This is a genomic window from Nitrospinaceae bacterium, from assembly GCA_018669005.1.
Taxonomy (GTDB): Bacteria; UBA8248; UBA8248; order UBA8248; family UBA8248; genus UBA8248.
The window spans coordinates 37234-58361 of record JABJAL010000051.1; the positions used below are offsets into that span (position 1 = coordinate 37234).

Sequence of the window (21128 nt, forward strand, 5' to 3'; positions counted from 1 at the left end):
CAAAAAATAGTTCGCTCTAAACGCCTCGAAGACTTTCGGCCTCAGCCACGCGCTCAATTGCGATAATGAATGCAGCAGTGCGAAGTGAAACATTTCTTTGTTTGGCCGAGGCATGCACAGCTCGGGTCGAGGCCGCCATGATTTTTCCGAGCTCGCGGTTTACATGATCCTCGTCCCATTTGAATTGTTGAATGTTTTGCACCCACTCAAAGTAGGAAACCGTTACACCGCCCGCGTTCGCCAAAATGTCGGGGATAATGTACACACCCTTTTCCTCAAGATGAATCTGCCCTATCGAGGTGCAAGGCGCGTTGGCCGCCTCAAGGACGATGCGCGCTTTAATCTGATCGGAATTGTCCCGGTTGATGACACCACCCATCGCCGCCGGCACGAGCATATCCACATCGAGGGTCAAAAGCTCGTCGTTCGAAATTTTCTCTCCGCCAGGAAACCCATCAAGAGAGCCGACCTCTGACCTGTGGGCGAGCGCGGCCTTGATATCGAGGCCCTTTTCATTGAAGTAGGCGCCAGTGATATCCGAGATGGCCTGGACCCGGACATCGAGCTCACCCAAAAACCTTGCCGCAAAGGTGCCAACGTTGCCAAACCCCTGGACGGCAGCTGTCATATCGGCAGGCACCCAACCCTCAAGTTTCGCTATCTCCTCGAACACCATGACGACGCCTCGGCCAGTGGCCGCCTCTCTGCCCTGGGAGCCGCCCAGCGCGATGGGCTTTCCTGTCACGCAGGCAGGGCTATAGCCTTGCCTGCTGCTGATCTCATCGAAGATCCAGCCCATGGTCTGTGCACTCGTGTACATATCGGGGGCCGGTATGTCGCGGTAGGGTCCGAGGATGCGACTTATCCGGGATATGAATTTTCGGGTAAGACGCTCAAGCTCATAAACATTAAGGTCCTTAACATCGACGTTGATGCCGCCCTTTCCGCCTCCAAAGGGGATATCCACAAGGGCCGTTTTCCAGGTCATCAGGGCGGCAAGGCCACGCACTTCATCCGTGTCCACATCGGTCGCGTAGCGGAGCCCTCCTTTGAAGGGCCCTCGTGCGCCGTTGAACTGAACGCGGTAGCCGGTATAGACACTAAGAGTGCCGTCGTCTTTTCTTATGGGTACTTCGACCTGAATTTCGCGAAATGGCGTAGAAAGAAGGGTGCGAACCTCATCGTCGAGGTTCATCGCCTCGGCGGCTGTGTTGAATTGCGTCTGAGCTGTTTGACCGATACTGACGTGTTCTTCTGCTCCCGCCGGCATAGACATACCCTTTCTTTGACACGATTAACTTTGGGGCGGAGTATTATCTAGCGGCGGCAACACCGGGCAGATTTCACCCGCCGGAAAGCACTAATGGCCCGAGCACATACCGCCACAACATCCCCCGCCGCCAGCAAATCCGCTAGTGTAGGACGAGCTGGGGTTGTAGGCCCCCTTGTTTGCGCCCACACCAAAGAGCGAGAGTTTCTTGTGAACTTTCCCCGAATCACACTTGGGGCAATCGACGGATGATACGGCATCCACCGAGGCCACGATCTTTTCAAACTCGGATTCACATTCGGCGCAAATGAATTCATACATAGGCATTTCGACTCTCCTTCATCAACATTCTTGAATCAGACTTTTTTCAGTCACTATAAACCGACTTACGCCTGCTGGGAGGCCTTGTGCCAATCCGCCATAAATTTCTCCAGCCCAATGTCGGTCAACGGATGCTTCAAAAGCTGGGGGATGAGCTGAGGCGGAATAGTTGCGACATCCGCGCCCATCTTGCACGCCTCAAGAAAATGAATCGGATGACGAACGCTCGCCACGAGCACCTGGGTGGCAAAATCGTAGTTGTGAAAAACCTGAACAATGTCGCGGACCATCTCCATTCCCGGCTGGGCAAGATCGTCGAGCCGCCCCACGAAGGGACTAACGAACGAGGCCCCCGCCTTGGCGGCAAGAATCGCCTGGGTTGGGCTGAAGATCAGCGTAACGTTCGTGCGAATACTCTCCTCGCTGAGCTTTTTGACGGCGCGTAGGCCCTCGGGGCCGATGGGAACCTTGACCACAACGTTCTCATGTATCGCGGCAAGCTCGCGCCCTTCCTCAACCATGGGCTCCCAGGCCGTAGCAATGACCTCGGCGCTCACGGGCCCGTCAATGATTTCACATATCTGGCGAATCCGGGTGTGAATGTCGGCCCCCTCTTTCGCAATGAGCGAGGGGTTCGTCGTCACCCCATCGACAACCCCGAAAGAGGCCACCTCTTCCAAATCCTCAAGATTAGCGCTATCGGCAAAAATCTTCATATTTCCCCTGCCTCCTGGTTAACTTCGACCGGACATCGTGCGCCATCTGCGAGACGCCGATGCGGGCAGTCGGCCTTAACGTATAAAAAAGATTACTCGACACTCCCCAAAAATACAAATAGTACTATTTCTTATTCACTTTCCTCTTGAGGCCCGCCACGGTCTCCGTAAATTTTGGCACACTCCTCACCACAAAAAAGAAGCCGCTCACGCCTTACGCGCTTTGGCACACTTATCGATGTCGGAAAATAGCTCCCGCACTCGGGGCAAATAAGCATTTCATCGTCCGCAACATCATCCCCTGCGCCAGAGCCCTCCATCTGCCTCGACATGCTGCCAAAAAGGCCTTTTAAGGCATAAAAAATTGCATAAAAAATCAGAGCGTAAATAATTATTCGAATAATCATCTACAATGCCCCTTGGTGGCGATGGCAACACATCTGCTCGGCGCGCCCCACTTTAAACGGGAGACACCCATGACAGATGAGCGGCCCTGGTTTGAAACGGGCTTCGATGAAGACTACCCAATCATGCAGACCTACGAGGAGTCGGTGACCGAGATCCAGGCCACCTCTGCTGAATTGCTGCTCAATCTGGACCCACATTCGAAAATCCTCGATCTTTGCTGCGGCTACGGTCGACACAGTTTCTCTTGGCGCGAGGGCGGACACAACCCCGTGGGCCTTGATTTCAGCCCCAGCCTTCTTGCCCTCGCCCGCCAAAGGCAACCCACAGGAACTTGGGTCCGAGGCGATGTGCGACGGCTACCCTTTGCAGAGGGCGCCTTCGACGCCGCCACCTTCATGTTCGTCTCGTTCGGCTACTTCGACAGCTCGGCCGAGGATCTTGACGCGCTCCGCGAGGCCCGCCGCGTCATCAGGCCCGGCGGGGGCCTTTATCTCGACATCAAGCTGCCGGCCACCCTGCGGGCCAACCAGCCACCAGACGCCACATTCAATATTAAAGGCGCCGAAATTACCGAGGCCAGCCGCATTGTACAGACTCCCGAGGGCGAACGGTACGAGATTCGCCGAACACTGCGCCACCCCGGAAAACCCGAGCGCAAGTTCTTCTACTCAGTTCGCCTCTATGAGCCCGATGCCCTCAAGAATCTTCTTGAGGAGGCGGGCTTCAGCCGTATCCGGCTCTACGGTGACTACAATGCGTCGGCCCTTGAGGAAGGCAGGCCCCGCCTCATCGCCCTCGGCGAGAGGCCTCATCTTCAACCCTAGCGGTAGACATTCCCCTCCAAGCGAATCCAGCCGCCCGGTCGCTTTCCCTCCGGATCATGGTGGGTCCAGTGCAGAAGCCCACCCTTGGCGTTCCACTCGTAGCGCCCCCTGACCTCCACTTCATCTCCCGTCGCTAGCGGCACCCTCGGCGCGAGATCGATGTTGTGGCTGATGAGCAGGGTCTGGCCACCTTTGAGCCTGATGATGAAACGCTGATGCCGGCTGCCCTTCAAATCGTCCTTTAGCAAACGAACAACCTCACCCCCGGAGCTGAGCCATACACCAGATCGCCGCTCCACAGACGCCTGCCGGGCATCGATTCCGGCAGGGTCGGTGGCGACCGCCGCAGTTAGCAAGCCTGTCGAAAGCAATCCTGCTGCCAGCAGCCCTACGACCAGAAATTTGGCGACGAGAACCGCCGCAAGGGCGAGCGCGGCGCGCAATTTAGCGGTCGAGGGCGTCATCAGCTCCCGTCGGCGGCACCGCCCCGTTTGTGGCCATCCCGGTTGGGACTGTCCCGGTTGGGGCCGCCCCGGAGTTGTAGTCCTGAAGCGAGCGAACCCCTACCCTGCCGCCATGCAGGGAGCGAATTGCACCCACTGCGGCCTGTGCGGCCTGGATAGTCGTGCAGTAGAAAATATTTCGGAGCAACGATGTGCGCCTGAGGGAAAAACTATCCTGGCGGGACTGCTTGCCGAACGTGGTGTTGAGGACAAAATCGATTTCGTCCGCCTCCATACGATCCACGATATGTGGCCGCTCACCCTCGGTAACTTTATAAACGTGCGTCGCAGAGACGCCCCTAGCCTCAAGCATCGCTCGGGTCCCTGAGGTCGCCACAATCTCGAAGCCCAGCGAGGCGAGATCGCGCGCAATGGCAAGGGCCGCCTCCTTGTGCTCATCTCGAACCGACACAAACGCCCGCCCGCTCGAGGGCACGACAGCACCGGCCCCCTGCTGGGCCTTGAGAAACGCGGTCGGGAAATCTACCGCCATCCCCATTACCTCGCCCGTTGATTTCATCTCGGGGCCCAACAGGACATCAACACCCGGGAATTTTTTGAAGGGAAAGACCGCCTCCTTGACCCCGAAGTGGGGAGGCGTAGTGTTCTCGACAATACCCAACTCGCTCAATCGCTCTCCAGCCATCACCCTCGCCGCCACCTTGGCGAAGGGTGTGCCCACCACCTTGCTCACAAAAGGCACCGTCCGGCTCGCTCGCGGGTTTACTTCGATGACAAATACGCCCCCCTCGAAAATGGCAAATTGAACATTCACAAGTCCTTTAACATCAACAGCTTTAGCCAATATCCTCGTCTGTCGCTTTAATTCTTCGACCACATCATCTGACAGTGAATAAGGGGGCAAGGAGCAGGCTGAATCCCCGCTGTGCACCCCAGCCTCCTCGATGTGTTCCATGACGCCCGCGATGATCACCTGCTCGCCATCCGAGACGGCATCCACATCCACCTCGATGGCGCCGTCCAGAAATCGGTCTATCAAAACGGGCCGCTCGGCCGAGGCGCGCACCGCTTCTCTCATGTAGGTCTCAAGCTCTCCAGCATCATGGACGATTTGCATCGCCCGACCGCCAAGCACATAGCTTGGGCGCACGAGAACCGGATAGCCCACCTTTTCGGCAATTTCGAGAGCCGAGGGCGTATTGGTCGCCGTGCCCGAGGGTGGCTGGGTGAGCCCCAGGCGGTCGATAAGCTGGCTGAATAGCTCCCGGTCCTCGGTCATGTCGATGTTCTGGGGCGAGGTACCCAAGATCGGAACACCTGCCTCCTCAAGCGCAAGGGCGAGCTTGAGGGGGGTCTGCCCGCCGAATTGAACGATTACCCCCTTGGGCCGCTCGCGGTCGATGATCTCAAGCGTGTCCTCAAGCGTCAGCGGCTCGAAGTAGAGCCTGTCGCTCGTGTCGTAGTCGGTGCTCACCGTCTCGGGGTTGCAGTTCACCATGATCGACTCATATCCCGCAGTGGATAGCGCCATTACCCCGTGGACACAGCAATAGTCAAACTCGATGCCCTGGCCGATGCGGTTAGGGCCCCCTCCGAGGATAATGATCTTTTCTTTGTCCGTGCGCGGGGCCTCGTCTTCCTGCTCATAGGTAGAATAGAGGTAGGGGGTTTGCGCCTCGAACTCTGCGGCGCAGGTATCCACCTGTTTGTAGACGGGCCTGACGGACATGCGCCAGCGCGCCTCCCGGACCTCGCCCTCGCTCACCCCTTGCCCGGCGGCAATTTCTCTGTCGGAGAATCCGTTTTCCTTCAATAGGCGCATGCGGTGCATGTTCTTGAGCAGGTCGGGTGCCTTTGTTTCGACCTCAAGAGCCACAAGCTCCTCTAGGTGTGCCAAGAACCAAGGATCAATCTTCGAGTCCGCATGGATACGCTCCCGGCTCCAGCCCTCTCGTATCGCCCGCGCCGCCTGCCATATGCGATCCGGGCCCGGCGTTCGGAGAGACTCCACCAAGACCGCCTCTTTTTCCCCCGAATCCATGACCGCCCATTTTTCGGGCTCTGGATCCGCCAGCCCATAGCGGTCAATTTCAAGTGAGCGCAGGGCCTTCATGAGCGATTCGCGGAACGTGCGCCCGATGCTCATCACCTCGCCCACCGAGCGCATCTGGGTGTCGAGGACGGCCGGTGTCTCGGGGAATTTCTCGAATGTGAAGCGCGGGAATTTCGTCACCACATAATCGATGGCGGGCTCAAACGATGCCGGTGTCTTTTTCGTGATGTCGTTGGGTATCTCATCCAGGGTGAGCCCGATGGCGAGCTTGGCCGCAATCTTCGCAATGGGAAAACCTGTGGCCTTGGAGGCCAGCGCCGAGCTTCTCGAAACTCTGGGGTTCATCTCAATAACGATCATCCGCCCATCTTTCGGGTCAAGGGCAAATTGAATGTTCGAGCCCCCGCACTCGACCCCTATCTTGCGAATAATCGCCACCGCCGCATCTCGCATCATCTGAAACTCGGTGTCGGACAGCGTCTGCGCCGGCGCCACGGTAATCGAGTCGCCCGTGTGCACCCCCATCGGGTCGAAATTCTCTATCGAGCAGATTATCGAGACGTTGTCGGCCAGATCGCGCATGACTTCGAGTTCATACTCCTTCCAGCCCAGCGCGCTCTCCTCTAAAAGCACCTGCTGCGTCGGGCTCTCGGAGAGCGCCCACTCCAATAGGCCCTCAAACTCCTCTGCCCGCCAGGCGACCGCCCCCCCGCTTCCGCCCAGCGTGAAAGCAGGCCGCAATATCATGGGAAACCCGATGAGCCCCGCCGCGATGCGGCCCTCCTCTATCGTGTTAACCGTCTGGCTGTTGGGGACATTGAGCCCAATCTCCTCCATCGCCTTTTTAAACAGTTCGCGATCCTCGGCCCGTTGAATCGCCGGGAGCTTGGCCCCGACAAGCTCGACGCCATAGCGCTCAAGCACCCCCGCCTCGGCCAACTCGACGGCGACGTTGAGCGCCGTCTGCCCTCCCATCGTGGGAAGCAGCGCATCGGGCCGCTCTTTTTCAATAATCTGCTCGGCCACCTCAGCCGACACCGGCTCGACATAGGTCGCCGCCGCCACCTCGGGGTCGGTCATGATCGTCGCCGGGTTCGAGTTGACCAAAACAACCTCGTAGCCCTCCTCTTGCAGCGCCTTGCACGCCTGGGTGCCCGAGTAGTCGAACTCACACGCCTGGCCAATGACAATGGGGCCCGCCCCGATGACCATGATTTTCTTAATGTCTAATCTTTTTGGCATCTCGTGAAAAAACCCTTCCCTTAACTCATAGTCGAAAAATTATACCGCCCGCTTCTGCCACGACCTGTTAGGTCACGACCTATTAGGCTGGGGCCTCAGCGTTTATAAGTTGAAACTCTTGCCGTTCAAAGTAGCGTTTTAATGAATAAAGAATCGATAGGTTAATTACCCCGGCCAGCGCCGCCACCCCAAACGAAACCGTGTAGGCACCCGTCAGGTCGAAAAAAAATCCCCCCTGCCAGCCGCCAATCCCCATACCAAGCCATCCGCAGAAAAAAACAGTCCCCGTCGAAACACCCCGCCGGCGAAGGGGAACAAACTCCCGCACACAAATAACCAGACAAATCATCACGCCGCTATAGAAAAAGCCGTAGACAAGGGCGAGGGTGTAGAATCCCGTCAGCGAGGTCATTTGCGTAAACCAGAACACCAGAATGGTTTGAGATATCGAGGCCAGCATATAAGTGCGCAGCCCCCCGATTGAATCGGTGATTCTCCCGTAGGTGATCCGCCCGAAAAAACTGCCCACTGCGATGATTAAAAGAATACCAGCCGCCTTTTGGGGCGCAATCCCTCTGTCCTGTGCCAACACCACCAGATGGAGCATGGGGGTGGCCATAGAAATGCAACAAAAAATCGCCGCCGAGCCGAGCCAGGCGCTAACAGCCATAGGCGAGAGCAAAAAAGTTTCCTCTTGAGCGACCGCCGCAGGTGGGCTCTCCCTTTCCGCTGAGTGTCCTCTGGCCTCAGGTTGTTCTCCAGCCGCAGGCGCTCGCCGAATCAACAGAGCCAGCGGCACCAACACCACCAGCGCAAAAACGCCCAATGCGCTATACGCCCCGCGCCAGCCCGAGAGTGAAATCAGGTAGGCAACAGTGAAGGGCACAACCCCGTTGCCGAGCCCCCCCCAGGCCGAGGCGATGCCGAGGGCAAGACCCTTATTTTTTGTGAACCAGTTGCCAACGCTCGAAATGAGCGGTGCCTGGAACGATGACACCCCCAGGCCCATCAGGGTTGAGAAAATATAAAACTGGGTGAGCGAGCCCTGGCGGGCCAAGAGCAGATAGGCGGCCCCTAAAATCACAGCGCCAGCCAAAACTACCGGGCGAGCCGAATAGCGGTCCGACATATGGCCCATTAAAATGCCACCTGCCCCGAGAATCAGCGCAGCAGACAAATAGGCAAAAGAGGTCTCCCCCCGATACCACCCCATCTCGGCGGTGAGCGGCTTCATGAACACCGAGAGCGCCGACATCGAACCCACCGCCATCATCATAAAAGTTCCGGCCACCGCCACCATCACCCAGCCGTAGCGCGGCTCGGGCGCATGTTCACTAGAAATGCTCAATCTCTCTCCTGTCTTTCAACATCTTCCCTCACCCCAACCCTCTCCCGGAGGGAGAGGGAGAAAATATTTCATTCACTTCTCGCCAAGGGCATCTCGTATCCGATCCAAAACACCCTCGATATTTTTCATTACATCAGCATTCCAAAAACGAATTACCCGAATACCCTCGACCGCAAGCGCCTTTGTTCTTTCTGCATCGTATTCGGCCTGCTCTATGTGACCGCCGCCGTCCAGTTCTACTGCCAGCCGCGCCTCATGACAGCAAAAATCTAAGATGAACGGCCCAACTGGGTGCTGGCGGCGAAATTTCGCACCTAATCCACTGTCTCTCAAATGTCGCCAGAGTTTTCGCTCCGCCTCGGTCGATTCTCGTCTAAGCTCGCGAGAGCGGTCCTTCATTTTTTCATCGAGCGGCGTCTTGGGCATAAATACTCTCCAGCTTCGCTGCTATTCACTCACCCCAACTATGCAGAATTCATGAACAAGAACAATGATTTGATTATTCCATTCATTCCCTCACCCCAACCCTCTCCCGAAGGGAGAGGGAGCAAAATCCCTTTCATCAATTCCGCTACTCATTCCGGGATAAAATAATTTCCTACAAATCCAGATTCGAATAAATCCACTACCAACCTCAACCCATCAATCCCAAAGCCTTTGCCCTTCGTCCCCTCTCCCCCCGGGAGAGGGTTAGGGTGAGGGAGGTTTTGATGTTCCTACCCCATCAAAATCCGCTTCGTGCTCGGAATCGAAACCACCAGCGAGGCCGCGAGGGTCCACCAGCCGGCCCTGGTCCAGTCGCCTCCCGCGTAGCCCGCTATCAAAAACCCTAATGCCACCCCGCCCAGAAATTTCGACGTAACGTGCCCGTACAAAAGCGGCACCGGCAGCACTCTGAACCGTCTGATCCATGTGGAGAACATTGGCGAATCTCCTTTGGCGGCGGGGGTTATAATTTCCTTCCTTCTCTCTTTTAAATCTTTGATCCTTGGTTGTCATTCTGAGCGCCAGCGAAGAATCTGCCTTTTCATTTTCACAACAGCCGATTCTTCACTTCGCTCCGTTTCGTTCAGAATGACAGGCTCACAGTCTACTTTTTACGCTCTCTTTAATTTGAATTTCACCAAGATTCTTCAAGCAACTCACAAAGTTAATTACCAATTTCTGATCGGCCAGAAGGCGCGTTTTATATTCACTGATTGCCCGGACAAACAAATTTTTTAGATGCCAAATATTTATATAAATTTCTTGTTTTCCATTACCTAGATTGCTGGTCGACATTTCTCTATGGGCAGAAGTTATTTCGTCATCCACTGTCAGAATTTGATTTTCTCCAATGTCGAGGCCATATGAATGCACAAGTGAATGACGAAAATTAATTAGTGCACTTGCCTCTTGTCCTCCCAAATCCAGAATATCCTTCATGAATATTTTTACTTCTTTCGTTCCTTCTCCTGGCTCATTAAATTTACCCTTGCCAGAGTACATTTTTGTGAGCAATTCAAATCCAATCATGATGCCTAAACAAATTAGCAAAGGAGATTTCAACTTTACGGTTCCTGCCGGGTCATTTTCTTCGCCATACTGATCCCTCAGGTCTCTACGAAGCAAATAAAGCACAGGTCTTCTTTCATCAGATTGGGAGTCTGATGGGTCCATGAAAACTCTTTCAATATCGAGACAATCATCAGAAATAAGCATCCCCTACCCCACACAAAACCCATAAAACTCATCAAAAAGCTCCCGCGCGTCGTGCGGGCCGGGGCAGGCCTCGGGGTGGTACTGAACACTAAACACCCGGCGGGTGTCCGAGCGCAGGCCCTCGCAGGTCTGATCGTTGAGGGAAGCGTGGGTGACGGCGACATCAGAGGGCAGCGATGATGGCTCTAAGGCGAAGCTGTGGTTTTGAGAAGTGATAGCAACTTTTTTTGTGGCCTTATCCTGTACCGGGTGGTTCGCACCGTGGTGGCCAAATTTTAGTTTAAAGGTGCTCCCGCCAAGGGCTTGGCCTAAGATCTGGTGGCCAAGACATATGCCGGTGACGGGGACCCGGCCAAGAAGTTTCCTGACATTCTCGACGATGTAGCCGAGCGCCGAGGGATCCCCTGGGCCGTTCGAGAGAAATACGGCCTTGGGGTTCCGCGCCAGAACGCTCTCGGCGCTCTCCCTGGCAGGCACAATTTCAAGATCAAAGCGCTCTGCTAGCTGCTCAAAAATATTTCGCTTCGCCCCAAGATCATAAGCAACGCAAAGGGGCCGCCCTTTTCGCTCGCCGAAAGAATGCGCCGCCTCGCAAGTGACGTCCTTCACCAGGTCTTTGCCATCGAGCCCCGCGCTCGCCTGGGCGCGGGCAACGAGGGCGCTCTCATCGAGAACTCCTTCTCGGAGTTCACCCTCATCGAGCGTGCCGTCATCAAGCGCAGCCCAGCCGGGCTCACCCGAGGAGAGAACAGCTTTAAGCGCCCCCTTCTCCCGGATGTGGCGCGTCAGGGCGCGGGTGTCGATTCCCTCAATGCCGGGGGTGCCCCGCTCTTTTAGGTAGCCGCCCAAATCGCCCCCGGCGCGGTGGTTCGAGTAGTCGCGGCACAGCTCTTTGACGATAAAGGCCTCGGCCCATGCACCGCGCGACTCATCATCCAGGGGCGTTGTGCCGTAGTTGCCGATGTGGGGGTAGGTCATGATCACCATCTGCCCCCGGTAGGAGGGATCGGTGACAATTTCCTGATAGCCCGTCATCGCGGTGTTGAAGACAAGCTCGCCCTCGGCGTCCACGGGAGCGCCAAAGGCGCGGCCCCGAAAAGTGCGCCCGTCCTCAAGCGCCAGCACCGCCGGGCGAATATTTCTAAATCCGTTTTCACTCATTTTGCGTTTAAACCTTTCCTGCGGAAATTTCCACATCCGTGTTGATAACCATATCGCCTGCAATCTGGTTCATGACGATTTTTCCTGCGACTACGGTGGCGGCGGCGCAGCCCCTTAGTTTTCGTCCGGCGAAGGGGGTGTTGCGCCCCCGGCTCTCGAAGCGCTCAGGCGTAACTTCGTAGACTCGCTCGGGGTCGAGAAGGGTTACGTCTCCCGGCGCGCCCTCTTTAAGCGTGCCGCCCGGAAGATTAAGGATTTGCGCCGGGCCCGAGGTGAATTTCGCTATCATCTCAGGCAGCGTCAGCACGCCTCCGTGGACCAGAATTTCCATGGCTAGCGGCACCGCCGTTTCGAGCCCGACAATCCCAAAGGGCACGGCGTCGAATTCAACCTGAAGCTCGGCCTCATAGTGGGGTGCGTGGTCCGAGGCGATGGCGTCGATGGTGCCGTCCTTTAAACCCTCAAGAAGCGCCTGCCGATCAGCCTCCGAGCGGAGCGGCGGGGCCATCTTGGCCGTAGAGTTAAAGCCCGCTATCGCCTCATCGGTCAGGGTGAAGTGATGGGGGGTGGCCTCGCAGGTGATGGGCACGCCCTCGCGTTTTGCCTGGCGGACAAGCTCGACCGCCCCGGCCGAGGAGATGTGGAGTATATGTAGCGGCGAGCCGGTGAGTTTTGCGAGGCGGATGTCCCGAAAGACGCAAATGTCCTCGCTGGCGGTGGGGTTCGCACCCAGGCCCAGCGCCGTCGAAATTGTCCCCTCGTTCATCACCTGGCCTTGGGACATCGACATGTCCTCGGCATGATCGAGGATGGGCATCCCGAGCATACCGGCGTATTCAAGCGCCGAGCGCAGGAGCTGGGCCGTCTTGACGGGTAGGCCATCGTCAGAAAAAGCGACGCAGCCCGCCGCCTTTTGGTCGGCCATCTCGGTGATGTGCTCGCCACCAAGCCCCTCGGAGACCGCGCCGATGGGGTGAATCCGGCAGGCAGCGGCCTCCCTCGTGCGCTTCATGATGCGCTCGGTGATAGAACTCGTATCGTTTATCGGGTCGGTGTTCGCCATGCAGGCGATGGCGGTAAAGCCCCCCGCCGCCGCCGCGCGCGACCCGCTCTCGATGTCTTCTTTATATTCCTCGCCCGGCTCGCGGAGGTGGACGTGCATGTCGATAAAGCCGGGGCCGGCGATGAGTCCCGAGGCATCGAGAACTTCAGCCCCATCTGATGAGATTTCATTTGCCACCCGTGCGATGCGACCCTCTTCAATCAAGATGTCTAGAACATCGTCAAGATCTACAGCCGGATCGATGACGCGGGCGCCCTTAATGAGCAACGGCATCGCGCACCTCCGAGCTCTGGGGCTGGGTCTCGGCCGGTCCGCCCTCCTCGGGTCCGCCCGGCTCGGAGCTGCCTTTCTCCTCGTACTGCCCGGCGAGAAGGTAGAGAATCCCCATCCGGCAGGCAACGCCGTACTCAACCTGCTCAAGGATTACTGAAAACGGCCCGTCAGCCACGTCAGGGGATAGCTCGACGCCCCGGTTGATGGGCCCAGGGTGCATGATGAGCAAATCGGGTTTTGCGCCCTGGAGGCGCTTTCGGTTGATACCGTAGGTGGCGGCGTACTCCCTCGCGCTCGGGAAGGCGGCGCCTGCCCCGCGCTCAAGCTGGATGCGCAGCGTCATGAGCACATCCGACCACTCGATGGCCTCCTCGATTCGCGTTGTCACTCGCGCGCCCAGGCTCTCGGCCTCGGCAGGAAGCATCGTCCTTGGGCCGCATATCATCACCTCGGCCCCGAGTTTTGAGAGCGCGATGATGTTCGAGCGGGCCACCCGGCTACGGGCGATGTCGCCGACAATCGACACACGGAGGCCGCCGAATTCTTTTTTGTGCTCCCGAATGGTGTAGAGGTCGAGCAGCGCTTGGGTGGGGTGCTCGTGACAGCCATCCCCTGCGTTGACGACCCCGCAGTTAAGCTCGCCAGCGAGATAAGCTGGCGCCCCTGAGGCCGAATGCCGCACGACAACCACATCGGTGGCCATGGCCTCGATGTTGCGCGCCGTGTCGCGGAGGGTTTCTCCTTTTTTTGCGGCACTCACCGAGGCGGCGATGTTGATGACATCGGCCGAAAGGCGCTTTCCGGCAATCTCGAAACTCGTGCGCGTGCGCGTTGAGGGCTCAAAGAACAGGTTTACGACGGTCTTGCCCCTCAAGGAGGGCACTTTTTTAATCTCGCGCTCATTCACCTCGCGAAACGAGTCGGTCATGTCGAGCAGAAACATTATCTCGCCCGGCGAGAGATCGCGGATGGAGAGTAAATCTTTTCGGCGATATGGTTCCGGCATCATGGCTTATCCTCCGGGGCTGCTGTCGGCATCTTGAATCCCTTGGGTTTGTGTTTTTTCGCGAATCCGGGTGAATCTTGGACAACGATGGCGTCGCGCCCGTCGCTCTCCTCAAGGAGGACCAGCACCTCCTCATCCGGCATAGTGGCGATGTTGCGCCCGATAAAATCTGCCCGGACAGGAAGCTCGCGCCCCCCTCTGTCCACGGCAACTGCCAGCTGAACACACCTCGGGCGGCCAAAATTCACCAGCGCGGCCAGCGCCGCCCGAACAGTCCGGCCTGTGAACAACACGTCGTCCACCAAGACAATATCTTTTCCCGCGCAAGAAAACGGCAGGTCCGTCCTCTGGAGCTTTCGGCGGGCGTCCCCCTCAAGATCCAGGTCATCTCGATAAAGGGTCACGTCGAGCGCCCCCACCGGCGGGCGCAAACCGGCAAGCTCCTCGATGACCCCGGCCAGACGCTCGGCCAGTCCAACCCCCCGGGTGCGAATCCCGACGAGGGCGATCATTGTCATGTCGCCCGACTGCTCGATAATTTCGTGAGAGAGGCGCTTGAGGGTCCGGCTAAGCTGCTCGGCGCCTAGTTCTTCACGCATCGACCCGCCTCCCCCTGGATAGAGAAGCGAGATGAGCGAAAAAAAGCCCCCATCCCATCCGGAACGGAGGCGCGCTTGCAGATAAAATTCTCGGGCACTGGGCCCAGTGTCGGGTTCTCATCCCGGCATCCTCCTTGGCCGTCTCTCGGGACAGCATTAAAGTTGGAAGCCTTACAATTTTCTTCGGGCGGCGGGCCACTCAATTCGCCCGACCGATCAGGAATCTACCAGTCCTGCTCCCGCCGATCAAGGGAGAAACTAGCGCCCCGCCAAAAAATCGATGGGACCATCAGCCCCCTCGCCCTCCTCGGCAGGAGGCGGGGCCTCGCTCCAGTGCTCCTCGATCACCTCATAAAGCTCTTGGGCCTGGGCTTTCGACTGGCGCCGCCCCTCTACGCTCATGACGCGCACCTTTAGTTCCCGGGCGCCAAGGGTGAGTTCGATTTCATCGCCCTCAGAGAGCTTCCGGCCCGCCTTGGCAGGCACACCGCCCACTCGCACCCCACCGGCCTCGATGAGAGCCTGGGCCAAACCTCTTCTTTTCACCAACCGGCTGTGGGTGAGAAAGAGATCGAGTCGCAACACAGGAGCGCTCAGTTATTTAAATTCCTTGGGATCGGCGACGATGCTCCGGGTTTTCTCCACCTTGACCTCGAACTCAAGCCTCACCTTGTTTTCGTCGGTTGCCACTTTGATATTTTTTTTGTCGGGAGAAAGAGAAAATGCCTTGATGAGGTCGGCAAAACTAATTTTACCGAGATAGGAGTTCGGCAGGAGATAATTATACTCGTAAATATAGAGATTCGTCCCCGGATCGGGATTAATAAAATCGCGTTCAATGCTCTCAAGAGTACCTATCTCATCGCGTCCTAGCCCGAGCTTTTCATCTACCTTGAGTGCATCAGACTCCCAGCGCTCATCGCGGCGGCTCGATCCGTAGGTCCAGAACAGTTTTTCGCGCCCGAGCAAATCCGATGCACCGAGGAGCTTGACAGCGACGAGGCGAAACGAAATTTGCTCTCGGATATCACGGAATATAGATTCTATAGCCCCGGTTTCCAGTTTTGCTTTCACGGCATGAGGGTTGAAATTTATTTCAAGGAACGCGGCACGCTTGAGTTCGGCTAGCCATTCGCGCCGGCGTTTCGCCCTCTTCTCAACATACAGGCGGTTTCTAATCTTGCCCGATACCTGATCGATTGGGGTGAGTTTTCCCGGTCGTTTCTCTTGAATCAGGATAATATGGTAGCCCACACGGGTGCGAACCACATCACTTATCTTGCCCACCTGCAGCAAAAAAACGATTTTCTCGAATTCGGGAAAAATTTCGCCCTTCTTGATAAATCCCAGGTCGCCGCTTCTTACGGCTGCGGGGCCTCCCGAGAATTTTTTGGCGATATCCGCGAATGGCTGGCCACTATTGACGGCCGCCTGATGCGCCGCATCTGCTTTTTTTCGCTGCGCCTCGTCCTCGCTCTTAGGCGCATTATCGGCGACCGGCAAGAAAATCTGCCGAACATGCCTCGCCTCGCCAATGCGAAACTGATCAGCATTCGCTTTATAGTAGCTAACGATTTCTTCATCATTCACGGAAAGACCGAAATTCACTTCTCGGCCTTCTATTTTTCGGACAAGAAGCGACTTGCTCATTTTCTTCTTGAAGGCATCGATAGAACTTCCCCGAAAGCGGAGAGAGCGCGTAAGTTTCTCTATGGTGATTCCGTTTTTGTCGAGCACCGACTGCACGGCAGACTCAAGTTCCTTATCGCTCACGCCGACGTTGGCATCCTTGGCTCTTTGCAAAACAAGCTTTTGCTCAACAAGCAAATCGAGGGCTGTCAGCTCAAGCTCCCGGCGGTGATTTTCGAGGTTCTCACCCTTGAAACGTTTCTTGAGTTCCGACATTTCTCCCTTGATAAAATCTTGAAGCTCGCTAAGGGTGACAATCTCCTCGTTAATTTTCGCAACAATCCTCTCGATAGTAATGGACTTGGCATCTGCCGGAGGAGCCACTGCAGGCAAATTAAAAGCCAAAAGGACGATTAAGCTAACCAGCCGCACGATCATTGAGATTTCTCCAGTAATACCGAATTTTGGCTTTGCCTCTGAGCCCGGCGATTAGTTTTTTCAAACTCTCGCGACCCTTTTCGGCCTGAAGCCGGGCGTAAATTTTTTTCCGCACAGCACCGAAAGGGGGCACTCCGCCCGAGCGCCTTTCCGTCACCTGAAAAATATGGAACCCAGAGGATGTTTGTATCACCCTGCTGAGTTCGCCTTCCTTGAGGATCCGCACCACGTCCTCAACATTATTGGGAAGCTGTCCCAGGGAGAACAATCCCATATCCCCGCCTCTATGGCTTTCAAGGCCAATCGAGGATTTGCGCGCCTCTTGGACAAAAGGCACACCGGATGTGATGCGAGATCGAAGCCGTTTAGCTTCCTCCTCCGTGGCAACGACGATCTGGCGTACGCGCCAACGCTTCCCAAGGCGGAACCCTCCCTTATTTTGCTCATAATACTGTCGCGCTTCATTTTCTAAAACCTTTACCTTGGAAGACATCTCTGTTTCAAGCACCTGCTCCATTTCAAGCGTCTCTCGAATGGATTTTATCCATTTCTCTTTATCAATCCCCTCATCGATGAGAACCCTATCCAGCTCCTCGGTGGAACCATACTGCCTGGCAATTATTTGGACCAATGCCTTGACCCTGGCCTCCTCGATAAAGCTGCCAGCCAGACGGGCGTACTGGAGGATAAGTTGGCGCTCGACGAGTTCCTCGACCAGCGCCCGGACAACTCCGCCCTCTTTTGTCGAAAGCCGCCCGGCACCACTTTTGGATAACATCACCGCCCGGACATCCTCTCGCGTAATCGGCGAGCCATTCACAGTAACGACCACGTTTTGGTTCTCGCTGGCGGGGCGAGAGTCACAGCCGACCAGAAAAATCACCGTAGCGAGAGACGATGCCACGACGATAAGAGAGCGCCTTATTTTATTTCCGCCCCATCTCATTTCGCCACTTTACCTCCCTCGGGGGATGCCGCCAACAGGGCACCATCCTGCTCACCCCCATTATCCGAAAGCTCGTCCTCATCCTCCACCGCACAGGAACCAAAGGTTTCGAGCAGTTCGATTAAGGGCCCAAAATCATCATCCCAACTACCCTTAATCGAGAACTGGAAGCTGTGGGTGCCGGTGAACACCATGCCGTCAGTGGCCATAAATTCGGCCGAGAGTTCATAATCGCCCGGAAAGGTTTCAATGAAAACCTGCTTGCCTTTCATATGGAAGGATTTCACCCCACATCGGCGCAGGCGCACCCGAAGCTCGCCAAGCTCGAAGAGGTATTTTGCCCGGGGGGGCAAGGGGCCGAGCCGATCAGATAGTTCCTGCTCAAGCTCACCAAGCTCCTCGGGCGAGGCGGCTGCGGCCACCCGTCGGTATATCTCAAGGCGTTCTGCCTGGGAGGGGACCCACGCCGGGGGCACAGAGCCCGCCACGGGCGCGACAATATCGGGCTCCTTGTACTCGACGGAGCGGCCCCGCGACTCCTGCAGGACCTCCTCAAGCAGTCGGCAGTACATATCAAAACCCACGGCGGCGATGCGGCCCGACTGGCGATGGCCCAGAAGATGCCCCGCCCCCCGGATCTCAAGGTCCCGCGCCGCCAGCTTAAAGCCTGCGCCAAGTTCGCTCAGCTCCTCAAGCGCCTTGAGCCGCTCGCGGGCCTCTCTCGTGAGGGCCTCGGTGCCCGGCACAAGCAAGTAGGCGTGCGACTGAAAACGATCGCGGCCAACGCGCCCCCTGAGCTGGTAGAGCTGGGCCATGCCAAAAGTGTCGGCACGGCTAATCAGAATGGTATTCACGGTGGGTATATCGAGTCCACTCTCGACGATGGCTGTACACAATAGCACGTCTGCCTTCCGGGACACGAATTTCTCCATCACTTCTTCAAGCGCCCCCACCTTCATCTGGCCGTGAGCAACAAGAAGCTGCGCCTCGGGCACAGCTTTCTTGATGAAGTTCTCCATAGCGGGAAGACTCTGAATTCGATTGTGGACAAAGAAGACCTGCCCCCCCCGGTCCATCTCTCGTCGAATCGCCTCGGCAACAACTTTTGGGGAAAACCGTGAGATGTAGGTCCTCGGCGCGAGGCGGTGGCGAGGCGGTGTCTCGATGGTGCTCAAATCGCGTGCCCCCGAGAGGGCAAGCTGAAGGGTGCGGGGGATCGGCGTCGCCGTAAGAGTTAGGACATCAACATTGACCCGTATCTTCTTGAATTTTTCCTTGTGGACCACCCCAAAGCGATGTTCCTCATCCACGATCAAAAGACCAAGGTCCTTGAATGCCACATCTTTTTGAAGTAGACGGTGAGTTCCGATAACGATGTCCACATCGCCCGAGGTCACCCCGGCGACGACCTCGACCTGCTCTTTTCGGCTGAGAAACCGCGAGAGCATCCCCACTCGCACGGGGAGGTTCTTGAATCTCTCGGCGAATGTCTGCCAGTGTTGATGTGCGAGCAGCGTTGTCGGAACAACGAGGGCGACTTGTCTACCCGAGGAAACAGCGCGGGCCGCCGCCCGAAGCGCGACCTCGGTCTTCCCATAGCCAACGTCGCCGCACACGAGGCGGTCCATGGGCCGGGACTTTTCCATATCGGCTAAAACATCACGAATGGCCTGATCCTGATCCCGGGTCTCCTCAAACTCAAAGCCCGAGGCCACCTCGGCGTCCCAAGCGCCCTCCGGGCCAAAGGAGATGCCCTCAACCGAGCTTCGCTCCGAGTAGAGGCGCACCAAATCTCGAGCGATGGACTGTAGCGCTTTTTTGACCCCTACCTTGGCCTTGGTCCAGCGCGTACCCCCAAGCTTATCGAGGACGGGCGCCTGGCCCGTCCCACGATAGATGTGCACCCTGTCGATATCGTCCATCGGGACGTAGAGCTTATCTCCCCCCGCATAGGCGATGTGGAGGAATTCATCTTGCCCCTCGACATGGTCGAGCACCCTGACGCCTAGATACCGCCCGACACCGTGATCAATGTGGACGATGAAATCATCGACCTTGATATCGCTGAGTCCCTCGCCAGAAGGAATCTTGCCAGCCCGACTTTTCTCCCTGGTTCGGGAGCGTTGCAAGAGATCGTCGGCCCGGAAAAAGATCCGCTGCTCGTCCGGAAGACGAACGCTCGCGCTCAATCGCCCCTCGGCAATTACAAGCTTATCGCCCTCCTCGGGGGGACTCTCGCCCTGCGGTAAAATCGAAACGCCAAGGCCTCGATCACGCAAAAGCGATTGCACGCGCAGCGACTGTGTTCTATCTGCGGCAACTATGGAGACGCGCGCGCCGCCGGAGAGCCAGCCCTCAAGCTCGGTCACGAAATTCTCAACTCGCCCGCGCACAGGCATCAGCCGCTCGGCAGCGAGTGTTAGACCACCCGCCTCACCGGGGATATCGTCCAGCCCCAGAGGATCGAGCTCAATTCGGGGCCAAAGGGATATCGCCTCTTCCACCTCATCGAATCCGAGCCACATTCGTGCTGGCTCAAATCCAATCAATCCACGCTCGGCGGCGTGCGTGGCCTCATCGTCAATGTCCGCCCACAAGCGCCCGGCGGACTCGGCCATCCCTTCAGGCTCATGAAGAACCCATAAAGCATCCCCCGGCACGGCATCGAAAAACGTACCCATCTTATCGAGGAAAAATGGCGCCAGGCCCTCCATCCCCGAAAAATGCCCCTGGGCATCGAGCAGTTCAAGAAGTCGCTCCACCCGGCGGTCCTGATCAAACTCCTCGCTGGCCACCACCCTGAGCGCCGCCGCGCCCCGCTCTTTATCCTCGGGAGTCAAGACGAGTTCTCGCGCCGGAAAAACGCGGACCTCGGGGCGGATGCCCAGCGAGCGCTGGGTCTGTGGGTGAAACTCACGAATCGAGTCGATTTCATCGCCCTTGAGATCGATCCGGAGGGGGGATTTTTCTTGAGGCGAATAAAAATCGACAATTCCTCCGCGTACGGCATATTCCCCCGGAGATTCAACGATCGAGCGCCTCACATACATCAAGGATTCGAGTTTCCCAAGAAGCTCGTCCCGGTCATATTCCTCGCCTTCTCGAAGAAGTAAAGAATTTTCCCGGAGCCGCTCGGGGGGCGGTATCCGGCCACATAAAGCCTCAGGGGAGGTCAGGACAATTCCCGCCCCCCCTGCTCTCAAGAAATCCAGGGCCGCCATCCGGGCACCCATCACCTCGCTTGAAGGCGAAATTCGCGCATAGGGATATACGTCCCACGCCGGGAAGGAGTGGATTGGCAAAGACCCCTCCCCCTCGATAGGGAGAAAAAAATGAAGGTTCGATTCTATCTGCCGAAGACGCCGAGGCTCCGAGTCCACGAAAATAACGGGCGCATGAAATTCACGAACAAGGCTCGACATCCACCAGGCAATAGACGCCTCATCGGCGCCACGAATCCGCACATGCTTTGCGTCGAAGGGTTCACTAAGAAGAGAGTGTATGGAATTGTTCATGCGCCGCTATGAGGATGAGAAACAAATTTGAATCGGGCAGTGTTGCCAGCTCTCCTCTGAGAGCCGGATGCTACTCAGTTGAACTCGCTGATGAGGCCTGTTGCAGCTTAAGCATTTTATCCGTGATAAGAAAATCCCGTACGACATTCGA

General features: G+C 57.0%; 19 protein-coding genes. 1 reads left to right on the top strand and 18 read right to left on the bottom strand.

Annotated features, from left to right (window positions below; translation table 11 throughout):
- Positions 1-16: 16 nt before the first annotated feature.
- From HOJ95_06775 to HOJ95_06790, 4 genes are all read right to left on the bottom strand, one after another.
- Positions 17-1270, bottom strand: coding sequence for a glutamate dehydrogenase (locus tag HOJ95_06775; protein MBT6394390.1), 1254 nt, complete (start codon positions 1268-1270; stop codon positions 17-19).
- A gap of 90 nt (positions 1271-1360) precedes the next feature.
- A complete protein-coding gene (locus HOJ95_06780) occupies positions 1361-1597 on the bottom strand; it encodes a zinc ribbon domain-containing protein (GenBank protein ID MBT6394391.1) in 237 nt (78 codons plus the stop codon).
- A gap of 59 nt (positions 1598-1656) precedes the next feature.
- Positions 1657-2307 (bottom strand): fructose-6-phosphate aldolase, encoded by a 651-nt coding sequence (gene fsa / locus HOJ95_06785; GenBank protein MBT6394392.1) that lies wholly within the window; start codon positions 2305-2307, stop codon positions 1657-1659.
- A 131-nt stretch (positions 2308-2438) separates the two neighbouring features.
- A complete protein-coding gene (locus HOJ95_06790; GenBank protein MBT6394393.1) occupies positions 2439-2714 on the bottom strand; it encodes a hypothetical protein in 276 nt (91 codons plus the stop codon).
- A gap of 69 nt (positions 2715-2783) precedes the next feature.
- Between HOJ95_06790 and HOJ95_06795 the strand changes: the two genes are divergently transcribed.
- Positions 2784-3539, top strand: coding sequence for a class I SAM-dependent methyltransferase (locus tag HOJ95_06795; protein ID MBT6394394.1), 756 nt, complete (start codon positions 2784-2786; stop codon positions 3537-3539).
- Here HOJ95_06795 and HOJ95_06800 read toward each other — a convergent pair.
- From HOJ95_06800 to mfd, 14 genes are all read right to left on the bottom strand, one after another.
- Positions 3536-4003 (bottom strand): DUF3465 domain-containing protein, encoded by a 468-nt coding sequence (locus tag HOJ95_06800; GenBank protein ID MBT6394395.1) that lies wholly within the window; start codon positions 4001-4003, stop codon positions 3536-3538. The two genes, HOJ95_06795 and HOJ95_06800, sit on opposite strands and share 4 nt — an antisense overlap.
- Positions 3984-7298 (bottom strand): carbamoyl-phosphate synthase large subunit, encoded by a 3315-nt coding sequence (carB, locus tag HOJ95_06805; protein MBT6394396.1) that lies wholly within the window; start codon positions 7296-7298, stop codon positions 3984-3986. Before carB ends, HOJ95_06800 begins: the two co-directional genes overlap by 20 nt.
- Positions 7299-7380: 82 nt before the next feature.
- Positions 7381-8646, bottom strand: a complete 1266-nt coding sequence (locus tag HOJ95_06810) for an MFS transporter (protein ID MBT6394397.1) — start codon at positions 8644-8646, stop codon at positions 7381-7383.
- A gap of 72 nt (positions 8647-8718) precedes the next feature.
- Positions 8719-9072 carry an endonuclease domain-containing protein gene (locus tag HOJ95_06815; protein ID MBT6394398.1) on the bottom strand — a complete coding sequence of 118 codons (354 nt, stop codon included), beginning with the start codon at positions 9070-9072 and terminating at the stop codon, positions 8719-8721.
- A 290-nt stretch (positions 9073-9362) separates the two neighbouring features.
- On the bottom strand, positions 9363-9569 hold the full coding sequence (locus HOJ95_06820; GenBank protein ID MBT6394399.1) for a hypothetical protein: 207 nt from the start codon (positions 9567-9569) through the stop codon (positions 9363-9365).
- Between the two features lie 160 nt (positions 9570-9729).
- On the bottom strand, positions 9730-10347 hold the full coding sequence (locus HOJ95_06825; protein MBT6394400.1) for a hypothetical protein: 618 nt from the start codon (positions 10345-10347) through the stop codon (positions 9730-9732).
- A gap of 3 nt (positions 10348-10350) precedes the next feature.
- The gene (carA, locus tag HOJ95_06830) at positions 10351-11508 is read right to left on the bottom strand and encodes a glutamine-hydrolyzing carbamoyl-phosphate synthase small subunit (GenBank protein ID MBT6394401.1); all 1158 of its coding nucleotides are present in this window, start codon (positions 11506-11508) and stop codon (positions 10351-10353) included.
- A 7-nt stretch (positions 11509-11515) separates the two neighbouring features.
- Positions 11516-12844 carry a dihydroorotase gene (locus HOJ95_06835; GenBank protein MBT6394402.1) on the bottom strand — a complete coding sequence of 443 codons (1329 nt, stop codon included), beginning with the start codon at positions 12842-12844 and terminating at the stop codon, positions 11516-11518.
- Positions 12828-13853, bottom strand: a complete 1026-nt coding sequence (locus tag HOJ95_06840) for an aspartate carbamoyltransferase catalytic subunit (GenBank protein ID MBT6394403.1) — start codon at positions 13851-13853, stop codon at positions 12828-12830. The genes HOJ95_06835 and HOJ95_06840 overlap by 17 nt, the downstream gene beginning before the upstream one ends.
- Entirely contained in the window at positions 13850-14449 is a 600-nt protein-coding gene (gene pyrR, locus HOJ95_06845) for a bifunctional pyr operon transcriptional regulator/uracil phosphoribosyltransferase PyrR (protein ID MBT6394404.1), read from the bottom strand. The genes HOJ95_06840 and pyrR overlap by 4 nt, the downstream gene beginning before the upstream one ends.
- Before the next feature lie 258 nt (positions 14450-14707).
- A complete protein-coding gene (locus tag HOJ95_06850; protein MBT6394405.1) occupies positions 14708-15031 on the bottom strand; it encodes an RNA-binding S4 domain-containing protein in 324 nt (107 codons plus the stop codon).
- A 15-nt stretch (positions 15032-15046) separates the two neighbouring features.
- Complete coding sequence (locus HOJ95_06855) at positions 15047-16516, bottom strand: hypothetical protein (protein ID MBT6394406.1); 1470 nt, start codon at positions 16514-16516, stop codon at positions 15047-15049.
- Positions 16497-17462 (bottom strand): hypothetical protein, encoded by a 966-nt coding sequence (locus HOJ95_06860; GenBank protein MBT6394407.1) that lies wholly within the window; start codon positions 17460-17462, stop codon positions 16497-16499. Before HOJ95_06860 ends, HOJ95_06855 begins: the two co-directional genes overlap by 20 nt.
- Complete coding sequence (mfd, locus tag HOJ95_06865) at positions 17459-20977, bottom strand: transcription-repair coupling factor (protein ID MBT6394408.1); 3519 nt, start codon at positions 20975-20977, stop codon at positions 17459-17461. The genes HOJ95_06860 and mfd overlap by 4 nt, the downstream gene beginning before the upstream one ends.
- Positions 20978-21128 lie beyond the last annotated feature (151 nt).